Source organism: Legionella tunisiensis, from assembly GCF_000308315.1.
GTDB lineage: Bacteria > Pseudomonadota > Gammaproteobacteria > Legionellales > Legionellaceae > Tatlockia > Tatlockia tunisiensis.
Map to the genome: position 1 here is coordinate 1 of NZ_CALJ01000222.1, position 13376 is coordinate 13376.

The window sequence follows — 13376 nt, forward strand, 5'->3', positions numbered from 1 at the left end:
GCATACTATATTAATATCACTACTGCGCAAAAAGAAAGAAGTTCCGTTTCATTTTCCAAAGGCTTGTGTAAACCTTCAATATGATCAAAATTATGGTGAAAAATAAGATATTAACGGCTTTTTTCTCTAGTCTGAAATATTGCTTTATTTTCTTAATTAATTTTGACGACAATTGCCCATCTTTAATTTGATATGGGTCAACACTATTAACACCTAAAATTGCAAGATAATCTGTAGAAAATTGAGCATTAAAATGCTTAGCAATATACTTTCTATATGCTTTAAATGGATAAAATAGTCTTCCGAACAGATTGTATAAAGGAATATCATGATTACCAGGTACAATCAGAACTTCGCATGACAAACATCGTAAAAAAGATTGCAATAGCTCAAATTGATAAGTCTTAGCACGTTGTGTCAAATCACCTGAAATTATTATGATTGTTGGCTTTAGCAAGGCTAATTCAGCTAAAAAACTTCTCTAATATGGTCTTGATGCATTCCAAAATGCAAATCGGAAATATGGATTATTCTCATGATTTATTCGTCAGCAATTGAAGAGAGTTAGGTATAGTTTTATAAATCAGGGGACAATCAGTTACTACAGCATCGCCATCCAAAGAAATAGAAATTCTTTCTTGATTCTTCACCACTACTTTAATTGGAGTCGCCGATTTCATCATTTCAAAATTATTGCTCTTTCCAAATAAGTGGCGCATCATTTTTTCCAGACTCAGCTTGCCATACTTCAAAAAATAAATACCCAGAAGCTTTTGTTGGAAGTTGCTACGCTCTATTTTGGCAGGAAATTGATAAGAATAAAGATTATTACTAACCATAAAAAAGAAGTATTCAGTGATAAATCCAAATCTTCATTTTTTACCGTAATCTGAAAAGTTCCATGATGTCGAAAAGTCTGAATAATACTGGGTATGTAACTCAACCACTTATGATAAAATTTTGCATAATAATTCCTTCTTCGAGCGAATTGAGGATAAAAACCAAGTGACGAATTATTAACAAATACTAGCCCATTCACTTCAGCAAGATCAATTTTTATAGTATGTGGTTTTGTAATAGCATCTAATAGACTACTTATATCAGCAGGTAACGATAATTCCTTTACAAAATGATTCATGGTACCGAGAGGCAGTACACCAAGAGTCGTGGAGGTATTAACGCAATGCTGAGCAGCACTGCGAATTGTTCCATCCCCACCACCCACTAATAAAATCTTAGATTTCTTTATACAGTTTTGAATAGTATTTACCAAGTCTTCAGGTTCAACGGCAAAATAATGATAATTAATTTGGTTATCATCGAACGCAGTAAGATAACTAGTTATTTGTGAAGCATTTTTAGCTTTTTATTTACAACAAGGGCGATAGAACTATTCACAAGTCTCCTTTAACAAATGAAATAGTAAAGCTATTCAACATTTCGCAGCTTGAGCAGTTATAAGTCTTATTTTCGAACATCACAGCGAGACACAAAAAATCAAGCTCATAAATAGCACAATAGTAAATAAGTAAACAGCTCCTTAATTTTTGAAATACTTACGCAATAGCAACCACAATCCTATCGCTACTAAGGCATTTAAAATAGCAATTATAAGAAAAATAACTACTATTCCTAATTGTAGATACAATAGAAATATCACAAAAAGAGAACCAAGTACCATAAATAAAGCATTGCAAATATTATTACTTGCGATGACCCGGGCACGCATGTCATCTTCACTAGCCACCTGCAGGAAGGTATACAAGGGAACAATAAATAAACCACCACAAAATGAAAAAGAAAAAATCAATAGTAATACGTATGTTATTTATTTGAGTAAAAATATAGAAAGCTCTTGTAACGGTAAAGCAGAAGTGACCTTAGGTGATGCAAAATACAAGTCGACAGCAAATACAGATAATAACAGCATTGCCAAAGGTACATATTTTAAGGTAATTTTTCCCCCTAGCAAATGCCCGATTGCAATGGATCCAAACGCAATACCTATAGAAAATAGTGCTAAAAAAATTGCAAAAACGGTCGTATCAGCATTTAAAACATAATGCATATAATCCGGTAATTTAGTGAGAACAACCGCACCAAGCAGCCAAAACCATGAGATAGTAAAAATTGTAGGCAGAACCTTTCTATTTAGTATGGTTTCTTTCAACATTAATTTTGTTGCATGCCAAATATGCCAATCTACTTTCAGTGTTTCTGTTTGGGGGGATGTATTTGGAATAAATAAACTAGAAAGCAAGCCAAGAATTGCTATTAGGTTGGTTAATACTATTGCGTAACTTATATGAGCATCCGTACTTCCAATAACCAAGGCACCAAAAGTCGTTCCTAATAGAATGGCTAAAAAGGTACTTGCCTCAACTAATGCGGTTGCATTAAGAAGTAGCGGACGAGGTAAAAGATCAGGCAAAATAGCATATTTTAACGGTCCAAAAAAACTTGAATGAATGCCCATTCCTGTTAAAACGATCATCATCATTAAAACAGTTTGATAATACAAAGCCAAGCCACCAACAATCATAAGCAAGACTTCAAATACTTTTACCCAGCGAGCCATTTTAGCTTTATCATATTTATCTGCCAGCTGGCCTGCAGTAGCGGAAAACAGAAAGAATGGCAGAATGAACAAAGCGCCAGCCCAGGCTTGATAATGCTCCGATTGAGCTTGTGTGGTACTTAGATGGTAACTTATTAAAGTTAATATAGATAATTTATAAGCATTATCGTTGAAAGCACCAAAGAACTGGGTCAAAAAAAGGTAAGAATATCTTCCTTTTTAACAAATAAACTATTTGACCAGACATCCACTACTCCATCATTTTTTCTGCTTGCAAAGGTAATCAGAAAGCCTATTGAAGTCAAATACGCTTCCGGTTACTTAACTACTAGAGCTCCCCATCATGAATATTGCAATCTTTAGGAATAAGGGGACAACTATAAGCATTCCTATTTACATCAAATACTAATTTTCCTTGGGGATAATGAGGACTAAGAATAATCTGTCCAACACAGTTCAATAATAATGTAGTTTTATCACCCAAGATTAAAAAATTTTCATGGTTAAAACTAAGAGGCAAATTAACTATGCTCCTCACGTTAATAGGTGAAGCTTGAAATAAGCTTCCACTCTGCAAGGGGTAATGAACATACAAATCAATTGGCTTCTCATGGAAAACTCCTTGAGCTTCTAATGCTTCTAAATGTTTATCAGAACAACGCCAGTAGACCTTGTATTCTTCAGCATAGAGGCTTGGTGTTGCAAAAATGATTATTAGAGCAGCAATATATGATCTCATTTTCAATCCCTTGTTTGAGGCCCGATAATTTTAATTAGTTTGCCATAGCACGTTTACTTAAAGAAGCAATAATTTTTCAAGACTGTGTAGATGTGGTTCTGTTTGATCGATAATAGCCTTGGCGCGCCCTTCACAATAATCCTTTACTTCCCTATCAGGCAAAATATAAAAGGTTTTATTTTCTACTTCTCGTACAATGTGTTCAGCTACATCTTCAGCAGGTCGGCTGCGAGCCACTAAATCAGCTACCATATGGTGTAATTTATCCGTATGCAAAGGAGCAGAATTAGTAAGGAGCTGAGTATTGGCAAAAGATGGGCAAATCACTGATACATCAATGGGCTTATCTAAACGTTTAAGATCAAAATATAACGACTCGGAAAGAGCAACCACAGCATGTTTAGACATTGCATAAGCAGCCATCTGTGAACCACTGCATAATCCATAAAAACTTGCCATATTTATCACATGAGAACGATGAGTTTGTTTAAACATTAAGGGCAAGAAAGCTTGTATACCATGAATCACACCATACAAATTGATATCCATAACTTTACGAATATGTTCACTCGTTAATTCCCATATAGGGGCTAAATGACCACTTATTCCAGCATTATTGAATAACCAATCTACACGGTTAAAACGCTCATAACTTTGTTTTACTAAATGACGAAGGCTTTCAGGTTTTGTTACATCACAAACGACACCAAGAACATCAACCTTTGCCTGCATACTTAACTGTTCAACTCGATCACAAAGTGTAGTGACAGCATTATCAGCCATAACCACATGAATCCCACGCTGGATACAAACTCGAGCTAGTGCAAGGCCGATACCACTCGCAGCCCCTGTAATTACTGCAACACGTTGCTCCAATTCCATTCCATTACTCCCTATAGTTTGTTGATTTCTATTGAGGTTATTCACACTTTGGTAATTAAATTCTCTTGAATTGCGGCACAACGTACCTCTGCAGCCTAGCAAATCATTACTTGAGTTAAAACTTTTTGAGCGATAGCGAGCCAAACCTCATCTTTTGATTTCAAATAAACCAGAATGGGCGAATAATAACGATTCTTGCCCCTGAAGGTCAAGAAATAGTTAGATTGACAGATCCAAATGAATCGCAGCAATAAATATCAAGCCAGGCACATCAGCCTGACTTGCTTGATATTTATTCGCTAACAACTACAACATCTTGGGCTTTGAATCCTTTGGGACCTTTATCAAGAATATAAGTTACCGAATCATTTTCATGTAAGGTTTTGAACCCAACACCTTGAATATCTTTGTAATGCACAAATATATCATCACCTTGTTGATTGACGATAAATCCAAATCCTTTTTTTCATTGAACCACTTAACATGGCCAGTTTCTCTTTGCGACATTCACTATCCCCTTCTTAAACTCTTCTACCCAAAACGGTAGGCAAACATCTCAGCATCCATGCAGTTCAAATCGCGGACAACTATAAAAGAAATACCGCAAAGGCCTCTTAATTTGCGCTACAATGGATACATCACAATGCTTGGGCACCCAAGCATTGTGATTAGCATAACAGTTTTTTATTGATTGTTAACGATTTTTTTAAAATCTTCGAATTAAGCTTTTATCATTCATACATTGATTATTGAATGTGAGTTTTCTTGATTTATTTTATAGGATGTTTAAATGGATAATTATAAAGAAGCATTTATTCGCTTAGCCTTGGATTGCCAAGTCTTAAAATTTGGCGAGTTTACTTTAAAATCTGGTCGCTTAAGCCCCTATTTTTTAATGCAGGATTATTTTATCAGGGTGAAGCCTTACGCCAACTCGGCCAGTTTTATGCTAAAACGTTAATAAAACATGGCATTGACTGCCAGCATTTGTTTGGTCCTGCATACAAAGGCCTCCCTCTGGCAACTGCTACCGCTATTGCTCTCGCTGAATTAGGAAAAGATATAACTGTGACTTTTAATCGCAAAGAAGCCAAAACACATGGAGAAGGTGGACAACTCATTGGCGCTCCTTTACATGGCAATACAGTAATTATCGATGATGTCATCACAGCAGGAACAGCCTTTCGCGAATCACAAGCATTAATTGCCGCAAATGGTGGCAAGCTTACAACAGTTGTTATTGCCCTTGATCGTTGTGAGCGTGGTCTAACTAATCAATCTACTCTTGCAGAAATTGAGACGCAGGGTATTCGTGTATTATCCATTATTACTCTGTTTGATTTAATCAACTACTTGCGCCAAGATGGACAATTGAAAGAAGTGGAGCGTTTGCTTGCTTATCAAGCTCAATATGGTGTTAATTAGCGTTACCCCCTGAGCAGCTTTGCTGCACAGGGGATTTTAACTGGCTTTAGTAAGCAGCAATATCAATGGTTTTCATTTTATGATTAATTCGTTTACCGCCTCGAAGTGTTGTTAACGTTATTTTTCGCCCACCTTTATATCAGTGAACAGATTATAAAGGGCATCATAATTTTTCACCGGATGGCCATTTAGGGCGACAATAATATCGCCAAGATGAACACGACCCAAATGATCTCGCCCTGTTCCACGCAGACCGGCTAAAGCAGCAGGCGTATTGGGTATAATATCTGCAATTAAAATACCTTTATCCACACCCAACCGCTGCGCAATACTTGGTTCAACCCGCTGAATACCAATACCAGATAACACAACCCTGCCATTTTTGATAATTTGCGGCACAATACGAGCAATATCATCAGCCGGTACAGCAAAACCAACACCAGCAGACGAACCAGAGTTTGAATAAATGGCTGTATTTAAACCAATCAAACGTCCTTTACTATCTAATAAAGGCCCACCTGAATTACCAGGGTTAATCGATGTATCCGTTTGAATCATATCTCGTATGGCTACGCCGCCTGCGCCTGGAACTTGACGTCCTAATGCAGAGATAACGCCCACGGACAAACTATGATCCAAACCAAAAGGATTACCTATAGCAATCGTTTTTTGTCCTACCATTAAATCATGAGTATGCGTTAATTCGAAAGGCACATAGGATTTTAATAATTCCAATGCCTTGGGCGAGCTGATAGCAAGCACAGCAATATCCTTACGAGGTTCAGTGCCAATTACTTTGGCAGGAACCGTTAAATTGCCAATACTGACTGCCAAACGCTCTGCGCCATTGACCACATGAAAATTGGTAACGATATGACCTTGCGTATCCCATATAATCCCCGAACCAGCACCCGCCTTCACTTGCATATGCTCATAAGAGCGTTTAACTGTCGCCATGCGATGAACATAAACTACTTTAGGTGAAAATTTCTGGAATATTTCAACTGTATTACGTTCATTCGGTAATAATTCATCAAGTGTTGTACTATAAGAGGAGGATACAACAAAAAACTACAACAACTTAAAATAATGCTAACAACTTACATCTCATTATCAAACTCCATTCCTACTGCACCAGTTAAATGCTTACGAATACGTTGACGCTCTACTAATTTATCAATTACCACTTGAGGGAAATCAGTAATGGTAATCACATTTTTACTGATTAATATTTCAATTAAATCTTCCAGTACACGAATTAACTGTAAATCTGATTGTGTTAATTTAAAACGATTTTCATGATCACAATCATTAAGAAATTCCACTACCTCTGGAGCATCCATATCCATTTGCTCCGTATCAGCAGATGGCTCTGCATAAAGCGCACATATTTTACCTTGTTTATCGCGTTTAATGTAGACCACTTGGCTCATCCTTTAAGTTGGTTGATCTAATTATACTCATTTACAGTGGATAAATAAAAATATTCAGATTGAATGCTGGCAATCAAAGGTATCGCTAAATTGCCCATTATAACACCAACTCGAGATTATTTTCACCATCAATAAGGATTATCTTGATTTAACCCCTTAATCGACTTTTTAATAAAGCGCACACTCATCTATTTACAGAAAATAGTCATATTTATCACTTGGTAAAATTATTAATGCAAATGAATCAATTGGCTGTGCGTATTAACCGCAAAATAATGGCAAAAATCCTGGTATGACTCTACTTCAGGCCACTCCCCAGCTCGATCACACATTCGTAGCATTTCAGCTTCAAAAATTGGTCGGTAGTAGTGTTTAAGAAAAGGCTTCACATCTGCCAATTTAGCAAAATTTTTAATAACAACTGTCGCATTTTCAGCAAGGTGAGATAAATTGATATGTTTTAAAGCAGTGACCATCTCATTTTGATCTTCAGCTGCTGTTCTCATCCACCTCAATAATACAGAGCGAGGCTTAATACGTAATAACTGCTGCCCAGCAGCAACTGAAGGTTCCATAAGAACTATTTGCGAATGCAATTCAAATTTGAAACAACATAAAAAATCGAGGAAAGTACCTTCAATCTGATTGTGTATGCTTTTTCCTGCCCAGCGGCTTATTTCATATCTGAACATAGTCGGGAAATGGCGCTCGATCTCATTTAAAGTAGCTTCTTCGCTATCTTGTCTGGTCATCACATAAGCTGTGTTATCAATTTGTAGTTCGTTTAATTCAGGCAATTCTAGGTCGGGTAATTGTGATGTCAGGAATGATAAAAATACAGCCGTTGGTTTAAGAACTATAATTTCCCATTCACTTCGTTGCATGACGCTCTCCTTGACTTTATTGACTCATCCTGAGTACAACTAAAAAGCAAAAATCAACGCCCCCTCCCCACTTTTTTCAGGGAAGGCTATCAGATTAAACTCCTTGTAAAATAATAGCAATATCTAATATTGGTTTTTTAATCGTTTTTAACTTGACATGACCAACATTATGTATATGCTTGCCATTTTATCCCCAATTGTTCAAACATGAAATTCTTAAAAAATTGGTTACTGGCATAACTCTTCTTTTAGTAATCATTGCCATCACTTTATGGGCATTAGCAAAATCAATAAAACCTGAAACAGTTAAATCTTATGTTAGCTCCCAATTGAGCACCTTGACCGAACGCAAAAGTCTCGTGAATGGCGATATTTCCTGGCAGGTATTCCCTCGCCCCGGAATTAAAATTACTGGTGTACAGATAGGTAATGAAAACGATAATGCAAATTATTCAGTAAAACTGGAAAACCTTCTTTTTCATCTGAAAATCACTCCGTTATTACGGGGTAAATTGGTTTTTAGTGAATTAAATGTTGACGGTTTCCGCATTACTATCAATCCAGATTCCCCTCAACCACCAGCCAAGGTTAAGAAAAATAAACAAAATAGTAACACTACAAAAACTAATAATATGACTGAAGAATTTGCCATTGAGCGATTTTTGCTAAGCCGTGGTCAGATTGTTATTGTGCAAAATCAGAAGAAAATAACTTTTTCTGGCTTACAGATAGGTGCAGAACAGTTTAACCTGCAAAAAAATTCTTTTCCTCTGCAATTAAAAACTATGCTTGATATGTCAGAAGCCAATGAGTCTCTTTTAAAAGCACATATTAATTTCAAGGGCAGTACTGCTCTATCAGCGTCTTTATTTAATAATCCTGTCATTGCGCTGCAAAATCTTCCCTTGGAAGGTCAATTATCCTTACAAGATGTTCGCCTTAAAAAGTTAAAGATCAATAAAATCAGTGCCAATGCAAAAACCAAGATTGGTGTTTTTCATTTAAATCCTTTAACTTTGAATTTATATAATGGCCAATCGGTTGGTGATCTTAGTTATGAATTTGCCAGCAAAAAACTAACTGTAAATCAAACTGCTACCAATCTTGACAGTAGCAAACTCCTTTATGACTTGGTTAAGAAACGCTTATTTAAAGGAAGCGTGGATTTCTCTATCCATGCCCAAACCAATATGCAAGACTCTAACTGGCCAGAGCACACCAGTGGTAATGGTAGTTTAACAATCAAAGACGGGGTAGTTGAATCAATTAATCTCGATAGAGTTATTGATGAAACAAGCAATAAAATCAATAAATTAATGACCAGTAAAAAGAAAGATGCGAAGCAAACGCTAGAGTTAGGTCAATTTGAGGATCCTAGTATATTCAAAGGAAACACTCGCTTTGAATTGCTTACCTTCCAATATCAACTCCAAGATTCTACCTTGCAAAGCAATTCTCTGGTACTACAAGCCGAGAAATTGCAATTAAAAGGAGAAGGTATATTGAATTTAAAAGACTACAATCTCGATAGTCATTTATTTGCAAAAGTTGCTTTAAACGATGAGAAGGTAGAAAAATTCAACAAATTTTGGGCGGTAGTTTTCCTATTTTAGTTCAAGGCACTTTAACAAAACCTGTTGTTTTACCCGATCTAAAGAAAATTAATCCAATATTGACCAAGGCTTGGCTCAAGGAAACGTTGGTCAAACCTGTTGAAACCATAGTGAAGCCGGTTAAACACATTCAACAACAACTTCAAACAATAATTTTTAGCGGTAATAACCGTGATACAAGAGCAATTCAGTAACCTATTATTGGCGTGGTTTGATTTGCATGGACGCAAAGATTTACCTTGGCAACATCCACGCTCAGCTTATCGAGTATGGATTTCTGAAATTATGCTGCAACAAACTCAAGTTAAAACCGTCATTCCTTATTTCAACCGTTTTATAGATAGTTTCCCCGATGTTTGGCAATTGGCTAAAGCATCTGAAGATCAGGTTTTAGCCCATTGGTCAGGATTAGGCTACTATAGCCGTGCCCGTAACCTCTCTCAAACAGCAAAAATTATTTGTGAGAAATATGCAGGTGAATTTCCCCTTGCGTTGGTAGATCTCGTTGCTTTACCTGGTATTGGCCCCTCTACCGCGGCAGCCATTGCTTCACAAGCTTTTAATCAACCAACAGCAATCTTGGATGGTAATGTCAAGCGTGTGCTATGCCGTTATTTTCTAATTGAGGGTTGGCCTGAACAGAGTGCTATTAAACAACGGTTGTGGCAACTAGCCAATCAATGCATGCCCAGACAACGTTGTGCTGATTATACGCAGGCTATCATGGATTTAGGTGCCACTTGTTGCACAGTCAGACAACCTAATTGTGCTTCATGCCCAATACAAAAAACCTGCCTGGCAAACATTCACCATAAGACTGCTTTTTATCCCCAAAAAAATTGAAAAAAACTTGCCCGTCAGACAGCAACAATTTTTATTGCTTCATACAGAGGATAATAAAATTTATCTTGAAAAAGAGCACCTACTGGTTTATGGGGAGGACTGTGGTGTCTGCCAATTATCGATGACATAACAACTTGTCCCCAAGACTATATAGCAAAAAACTATGCTTTAACGAGTCAGCAGCATACAGAACTACTAACGTTTAAACATAACTTTAGCCATTTTCATTTATATATCAAAGCATTAGCACTGAAAACAACCAGTAAAAAAATGTGTTGGCCGAATGCCCGGGAAACTGGTTTGCCGCAACTGAGCTTAATCAACTCGGGCTTGCCAAACCAGTTAGCGACATCATTAATCATTTTTTTCGGACAAGCGTGATTTAAATCCCGTATCATTACTCTCTTAATTTGGACCCTTAATTGGTGGTTCCTCTTCAGGAGAATCAGAAGGAACAGGACCGGATTCGTAATGCTGACTCTTATCAAAGAACAACCATGTTTTAGCGGCTTGTTGAAAAAACGTTTTTATTTTATCCAACAGAGCAATTAATTTCTGTGCCAAAACAGCAATTTTATTCAGGTCTTCCCCTATTTCTTTGCGTACCGGTTGATCCGACTCCTGGAAAATTCCAGCCAATCTACTTACCTCACCATTTCTTGGATTAGCCAACGTTAAACTAGTCGCTATCTCGACCTCTTGGCATTCATCTTCGGTAAGCAATCCTTGCTGAGTTGCGTCGGTTGCTTTTAGGCGTACTCGATCAATATCGCCCTTCAATTTTGCCATCACGTCTTTGAGCGCCTCACAATCTGTCTGTAATTCCATAATAATTTTTAATTTATTATGCATATCAGACAATTCCTCATCGGAAATCATATAACCTAAGTTCTTCAATGCGGCTTTCATAGCTGTGATACGAATAACTTGTTCTTGTAATAAAACAAGATTTTCAGAGAAGAAAATAAGATCAGCCTCAGTAAGATTTTTAAGATCCAGCGTGCCACGCTTTTGCTGCATTTTGTCATATAACTGATTAAAGGCATCTAACTCAACTACACAATGTCTAGCATATTTATTAACAATTATTTCTTGCTTTAATTTTTAGCAGAAAGGTCTTGCCAAAAATCAAAACCATTTGCTGCTGAAATAATTTCTGCTTGCAATTTTTCTTGCAAAACCACATCTGGCGGCTGTTGTTTCATTACCCAACGCAATTTTAGTAAAGCATAAAGATGGGCTTCCCTTTTTCTGGATCACCTGTATAAAAATCCATGGATACATCTTTAATGAGCCCTTTGACAGCTATTTCTTCTAATTCACTATCATATTTTCTGCAAAAATATCATCCAAAGTCTTAGAAAGCGTCTCATCTACTGCATGAAGATGGGTTAGTTCCAAATCAATCAACTTCTTCACACAGAGCTTGTACTGTATATCGAAGTCATGCAATTCCGCTAAGCTGGCGCCAGCATCTACCCTTAAATCAGCAACAGCCAATTCCACTTCCTGGTGAAGTTTTTGCATTTTCTCATCATAAGCAAAACGTTTATTAACTGAATCGCTAATCTGAATTGAGCTGTAATAACGATTAAAATCAACAAGTTCAATCTCAAAGATACCAGCCTCCCAAGATTCAAGCGCTTCAAAATTACCTTCTTTTTGTTGATAGACGCGTCCCGTACTACCCCAGGGATTTCTCATTTGGACATAACAGACCGGGCGTACTGACCTCTCTCCCTTGGCATTGACAACTACTTCGTCGCGGGTAACAACTTTTAATACCGTATAAGCATGCCGATTACGTAGACCTGGTACAGCTTCCTCGAATTTAGATGGAGTAGAAGCAGTTACCAAACAGCCATCTGCTAACGCTTTCTCTATCGCGCGGAATTGTTGAATTTGATCTACCTGGTAATAGCCTGAAAAGGAATCACGCTCACCTCGAACAACATTAGCTTCAACTGGTACATCGATATAATTAAAGCAATGTTTAATAAATTGCTGTGCATCTGGGTGAGTGCTACCTATAAGATCGATTAATTTCAATAACTTAGTTGTCTCTTTATCCTTTGAGGCAAAAAATCTTGTCGCACTCTGCTTTATTGTCAAAATAAAACAATAGGTAATCTTTATACTCCTTGTAAGCTGTGAGAGAGTCTGTCATCTCTTCATCAGGAATCGCCCCAGTAAACTCTGTTCGTAAAGCATCAAGAGCAGGTGACGAAGGGCTATCCTTATACATTTCTATAATTTTATCTATATTGCACAATAAAAAGACTTTCTTATTAAGTCCTGTCTTGATTGTGCTCTTAATAAACGATAAATCATCCACTTCTATAAATTGGGTAATATTCCAAGGCTGTTCTACTTTTTTCCCAACCTTTTCGGAACGAGTATTTATTCCAGTTAAAATCTTAGTTGCCGTCGCTGAAAAACCACCTTCATTGAATACAGAGCTTATAGACGCATCTACTTCTCCGTCATGCCTGGTTTGCATGGTGGCATAAGCTGATTCCAATACATGCACCCATAAAGCCTTATGGCCACTTAATGAGCCACTCTGATCATGTATAACCGCTGTAGTTATCCGTTTATACACTGGCTCTAGCGTTTTCGGATTAAATAACCTAACGGTTGTCGTACCGTCATTATTTTGCACCATCATCCCACGGAGAAAAGCAGACCCATTAGGGTGATTTAGGATGGCTTGTATTGAAGCAAGTAAAAAACAATCCGGAATTTGTCCCTGATTAATTTCACTTAATGAAGGTGAACCAGGATCTGGAAATAAAGACTCAACACTACGCTCATAATGCTCATTAAAACGAAAACAAGAAGCGAAGTCAGTCGTTGTATACGTATAACTTTCCCCACGCACAGTATCACGTTGACTTTCTGGAAGTGATGTATCAGCACTCGCCTTATTATCACTAAAACAAGTTATTTTGAATCGTGGTTCTTCATTCGGCATATCAA

General features: G+C 37.1%; 16 protein-coding genes and 3 pseudogenes. 5 read left to right on the plus strand and 14 right to left on the minus strand.

Annotated elements, in window-relative coordinates:
* Nucleotides 1-19: 19 nt before the first annotated feature.
* From BN58_RS25285 to BN58_RS25300, 8 genes and pseudogenes are all read right to left on the minus strand, one after another.
* Nucleotides 20-457: a metallophosphoesterase family protein gene (locus BN58_RS25285; protein WP_019217235.1), complete on the minus strand. Its 438-nt coding sequence runs from the start codon at nt 455-457 to the stop codon at nt 20-22.
* 76 nt (nt 458-533) lie between these two features.
* Complete coding sequence (locus BN58_RS28680) at nt 534-722, minus strand: hypothetical protein (protein ID WP_232220609.1); 189 nt, start codon at nt 720-722, stop codon at nt 534-536.
* Nucleotides 723-793: 71 nt separating this feature from the next.
* Complete coding sequence (locus BN58_RS28685; RefSeq protein ID WP_083852204.1) at nt 794-1345, minus strand: diacylglycerol/lipid kinase family protein; 552 nt, start codon at nt 1343-1345, stop codon at nt 794-796.
* 195 nt (nt 1346-1540) lie between these two features.
* On the minus strand, nt 1541-1810 hold the full coding sequence (locus tag BN58_RS37880) for a hypothetical protein (protein ID WP_019217238.1): 270 nt from the start codon (nt 1808-1810) through the stop codon (nt 1541-1543).
* 18 nt (nt 1811-1828) lie between these two features.
* Nucleotides 1829-2773 (minus strand): MFS transporter, encoded by a 945-nt coding sequence (locus BN58_RS25295; RefSeq protein WP_019217239.1) that lies wholly within the window; start codon nt 2771-2773, stop codon nt 1829-1831.
* Nucleotides 2774-2906: 133 nt separating this feature from the next.
* A complete protein-coding gene (locus BN58_RS13230) occupies nt 2907-3317 on the minus strand; it encodes a hypothetical protein (RefSeq protein ID WP_019217241.1) in 411 nt (136 codons plus the stop codon).
* Nucleotides 3318-3374: 57 nt separating this feature from the next.
* Nucleotides 3375-4199 carry an SDR family NAD(P)-dependent oxidoreductase gene (locus BN58_RS13235; protein WP_019217242.1) on the minus strand — a complete coding sequence of 275 codons (825 nt, stop codon included), beginning with the start codon at nt 4197-4199 and terminating at the stop codon, nt 3375-3377.
* 292 nt (nt 4200-4491) lie between these two features.
* Nucleotides 4492-4706: pseudogene (locus BN58_RS25300) on the minus strand (cold-shock protein).
* Nucleotides 4707-4989: 283 nt separating this feature from the next.
* Between BN58_RS25300 and pyrE the strand changes: the two are divergent.
* Nucleotides 4990-5624 (plus strand): annotated as a pseudogene (gene pyrE / locus BN58_RS25305) (orotate phosphoribosyltransferase).
* A gap of 46 nt (nt 5625-5670) precedes the next feature.
* Here the strand turns inward: pyrE and BN58_RS25310 are convergent.
* From BN58_RS25310 to BN58_RS13260, 3 genes and pseudogenes are all read right to left on the minus strand, one after another.
* A pseudogene (locus tag BN58_RS25310) lies at nt 5671-6695 on the minus strand (S1C family serine protease); the annotation flags it as partial.
* Between the two features lie 29 nt (nt 6696-6724).
* On the minus strand, nt 6725-7048 hold the full coding sequence (locus BN58_RS13255; protein ID WP_019217245.1) for a hypothetical protein: 324 nt from the start codon (nt 7046-7048) through the stop codon (nt 6725-6727).
* A 239-nt stretch (nt 7049-7287) separates the two neighbouring features.
* The gene (locus BN58_RS13260; protein WP_019217246.1) at nt 7288-7941 is read right to left on the minus strand and encodes a hypothetical protein; all 654 of its coding nucleotides are present in this window, start codon (nt 7939-7941) and stop codon (nt 7288-7290) included.
* Nucleotides 7942-8138: 197 nt separating this feature from the next.
* On the opposite strand from BN58_RS13260, the gene BN58_RS25315 reads away from it, so the two are divergent.
* The 4 genes from BN58_RS25315 (at nt 8139) to BN58_RS34425 (ending at nt 10778) form a co-directional block, all read left to right on the plus strand.
* Nucleotides 8139-9554 carry an AsmA family protein gene (locus tag BN58_RS25315; RefSeq protein WP_019217247.1) on the plus strand — a complete coding sequence of 472 codons (1416 nt, stop codon included), beginning with the start codon at nt 8139-8141 and terminating at the stop codon, nt 9552-9554.
* Nucleotides 9530-9748, plus strand: a complete 219-nt coding sequence (locus BN58_RS28690; protein ID WP_019217248.1) for a hypothetical protein — start codon at nt 9530-9532, stop codon at nt 9746-9748. The genes BN58_RS25315 and BN58_RS28690 overlap by 25 nt, the downstream gene beginning before the upstream one ends.
* Nucleotides 9726-10397, plus strand: coding sequence for an A/G-specific adenine glycosylase (mutY, locus tag BN58_RS34420; protein ID WP_019217249.1), 672 nt, complete (start codon nt 9726-9728; stop codon nt 10395-10397). Before BN58_RS28690 ends, mutY begins: the two co-directional genes overlap by 23 nt.
* A gap of 126 nt (nt 10398-10523) precedes the next feature.
* On the plus strand, nt 10524-10778 hold the full coding sequence (locus tag BN58_RS34425) for a hypothetical protein (protein WP_232220611.1): 255 nt from the start codon (nt 10524-10526) through the stop codon (nt 10776-10778).
* Between the two features lie 24 nt (nt 10779-10802).
* Here BN58_RS34425 and BN58_RS13275 read toward each other — a convergent pair whose 3' ends face one another.
* The 3 genes from BN58_RS13275 to BN58_RS31850 all read right to left on the minus strand — a co-directional run.
* On the minus strand, nt 10803-11417 hold the full coding sequence (locus tag BN58_RS13275; protein ID WP_019217251.1) for a hypothetical protein: 615 nt from the start codon (nt 11415-11417) through the stop codon (nt 10803-10805).
* Between the two features lie 294 nt (nt 11418-11711).
* The gene (locus tag BN58_RS13285; protein WP_026069471.1) at nt 11712-12446 is read right to left on the minus strand and encodes a C2 family cysteine protease; all 735 of its coding nucleotides are present in this window, start codon (nt 12444-12446) and stop codon (nt 11712-11714) included.
* A gap of 16 nt (nt 12447-12462) precedes the next feature.
* Nucleotides 12463-13376, minus strand: a 914-nt coding sequence (locus tag BN58_RS31850; protein WP_198009902.1) for a hypothetical protein, incomplete at its 5' end; no start/stop codon positions are given.

What these genes read in the sequence shown, in the direction of transcription:
- BN58_RS28680 (WP_232220609.1), bottom strand. Translation starts at nt 722, where the DNA reads ATGATGCGCCACTTATTTGGAAAGAGCAATAATTTTGAAATGATGAAA.
- BN58_RS13230 (WP_019217241.1), bottom strand. Translation starts at nt 3,317, where the DNA reads ATGAGATCATATATTGCTGCTCTAATAATCATTTTTGCAACACCAAGC.
- BN58_RS13235 (WP_019217242.1), bottom strand. Translation starts at nt 4,199, where the DNA reads ATGGAATTGGAGCAACGTGTTGCAGTAATTACAGGGGCTGCGAGTGGT.
- BN58_RS13260 (WP_019217246.1), bottom strand. Translation starts at nt 7,941, where the DNA reads ATGCAACGAAGTGAATGGGAAATTATAGTTCTTAAACCAACGGCTGTA.
- BN58_RS13275 (WP_019217251.1), bottom strand. Translation starts at nt 11,417, where the DNA reads ATGCAGCAAAAGCGTGGCACGCTGGATCTTAAAAATCTTACTGAGGCT.